The sequence below is a fragment of the Dermacoccus abyssi genome, from assembly GCF_003515945.1.
Classification (GTDB): Bacteria; Actinomycetota; Actinomycetes; order Actinomycetales; family Dermatophilaceae; genus Dermacoccus; species Dermacoccus abyssi.
This window is the reverse complement of the sequence record NZ_QWLM01000043.1, coordinates 1-1,733: the sequence shown is the minus strand read 5'-3', so window position 1 is coordinate 1,733 and position 1,733 is coordinate 1. Positions and strand designations below refer to the sequence as shown.

At 64.3% G+C, this 1,733-nt stretch carries 2 protein-coding genes and 1 rRNA gene; 1 reads left to right on the top strand and 2 read right to left on the bottom strand.

What is annotated here, in order from left to right; translation table 11 throughout:
- Positions 1–86 (top strand): 5S ribosomal RNA (rrf, locus tag D1832_RS15010); the annotation flags it as partial.
- A gap of 365 nt (positions 87–451) precedes the next feature.
- Here rrf and D1832_RS16300 read toward each other — a convergent pair.
- Complete coding sequence (locus D1832_RS16300; RefSeq protein WP_415544874.1) at positions 452–718, bottom strand: substrate-binding domain-containing protein; 267 nt, start codon at positions 716–718, stop codon at positions 452–454.
- Positions 616–1,362, bottom strand: a complete 747-nt coding sequence (locus tag D1832_RS15000) for a LacI family DNA-binding transcriptional regulator (protein ID WP_118915185.1) — start codon at positions 1,360–1,362, stop codon at positions 616–618. Before D1832_RS15000 ends, D1832_RS16300 begins: the two co-directional genes overlap by 103 nt.
- Positions 1,363–1,733: the final 371 nt, after the last annotated feature.

Below are 1,733 nucleotides of genomic sequence, written 5' to 3'. Positions count from 1 at the left end.
GTCACATTCCGAACCCGGAAGCTAAGCCCTTCAGCGCCGATGGTACTGCACTCGCCAGGGTGTGGGAGAGTAGGACACCGCCGGACTCCTTCAAAAAGAGAAGGCCCTGAACCAAGACGATCACGTCATGTTCAGTGTTCCTCGAAGCCCCCAACAATCGGGTTGGCTCGGAGCACACAACATGTCCAGTCAGGTTCAGGGCCTTCCGCATACCCAAAAGCAAATCCTCGATCCGTGTGCGTCGAGAACATCTCCCGTCGACTTGCTCAGCTCGAGAAGTGGGTAGCAGAAAGGCCCCCGTCGCCGACGGGGGCCTTTGCTGCGTTCCGGAGGGGGGGGAGCGTCAAGCAGATGTCACGCGTGGGCGTGGGGCGGGGAGGGTCCGTCGACGTGCCCTGGACGAGAGTGAACGAATGCTCACGGTTCTCCCGCGTACGTGCCAGAGCGGATGTCACCATGTCCGCAATAGTGCGGCCCTTCTCCTGGCCACGCTGGTCGATCGTGGTGAGGGTGCCCACCAGCCAAGGAAGGTCGATGCCGTCGAAGCCGCCACACTGATGTCGGCTGGTGTGGAGAGGCCGTGTGCGCCGATGCTTCGGATCGCTCCCACGGGCATCAGGTCGGACTGCGCCGCGATAGCTGTGAAGGGGTGAATGTCGGAGAACAGGCGTTCGCTGGCCTCGTAGCCACCCTCGATGGAACTCTCGCCCGCTGTGATGTGACGACGGCTTCGGGGAACACCTCGAGGAAGCCTGCAGTGCGATCGAGCGCCTCGGGGTTCATGACGTCTCGCTGAGCGTTGGGCTCGGCGCCGGGAAGCTGGATGAGTGCGACGTCACGATGCCCGAGGTCGTAGAGGTGCTGCGCGATCGCCCGAGCGGCTCCGCGCTCGTCCATGCGGAGGTGCAGGACGTCGTCTGCCTCGGGGTAACCGGTGCCCACGAGCGGGATGCGACGGTGACGCAGATGCTCGAGGAGCGCGGAGGAGACATGCCCGCCGAGCGGGAAGACCACGGCGACGAGCGGGATGCCCGCTGTGCGCCGCACGAGTGCGTCCTGGCCGGCGCCCTGTGCCGGCATGAGCAGGATGCCGGCGGAGTTCTGGCCGAGGTGCTGAGCTAGTACGTCGAGGATGCTGACGGCGAAGACGCCGATGATGCCCGAGCGTCCCTGTCGCAGTGACGACGCGAGGGGGTTGGGCCCGCCGTAGTCGAGGTCGGACGCGGCCTTCAGCACACGCTCGCGCTTGGGCTCGGCCACGGGACGCTTACCGCTGAACTCGAGCGAAGCCGTCGAGATGGCGACACCTGCGCGATCGGCGACATCTTTGAGCGTGTGTCGAGGCTCGAGAGGGGCTGGCATACTCACGTTTCTTCAGGTTGGGAGCGGTGCTTCGCCCAGACGGACGTTCGGCAAGCGCATGTGTGGGGCTCATCGTCCTCTGCAATACCCGGCTATGGCCATTTCCATGAAGTTCGAGTACGCCGCTGCTTTGTTACTTCCGCGTAGGTAGGGTTTACGCCAGACCCCGACTCGAGGAACAAGGAAGTGATTTGCGTGTCGACGCGTCGCCGAGTGACTGTGCTGGACATGGCCCGCGGGATGGCCCGCATGACGCCCGAGCTGGGGCAGGTGGGCGTGTCAGATGGTCTGTGTAAGCCGTACCGAGAGGAACGGTAAGAATCATGACCATGACCGACGAGAAGAACCCAGGCGAGCCCTCGGGCCAGGAC

Excerpts from the sequence above, each read along its gene's own strand:
- D1832_RS15000 (WP_118915185.1), bottom strand. The coding sequence starts at position 1,362 with ATGCCAGCCCCTCTCGAGCCTCGACACACGCTCAAAGATGTCGCCGAT.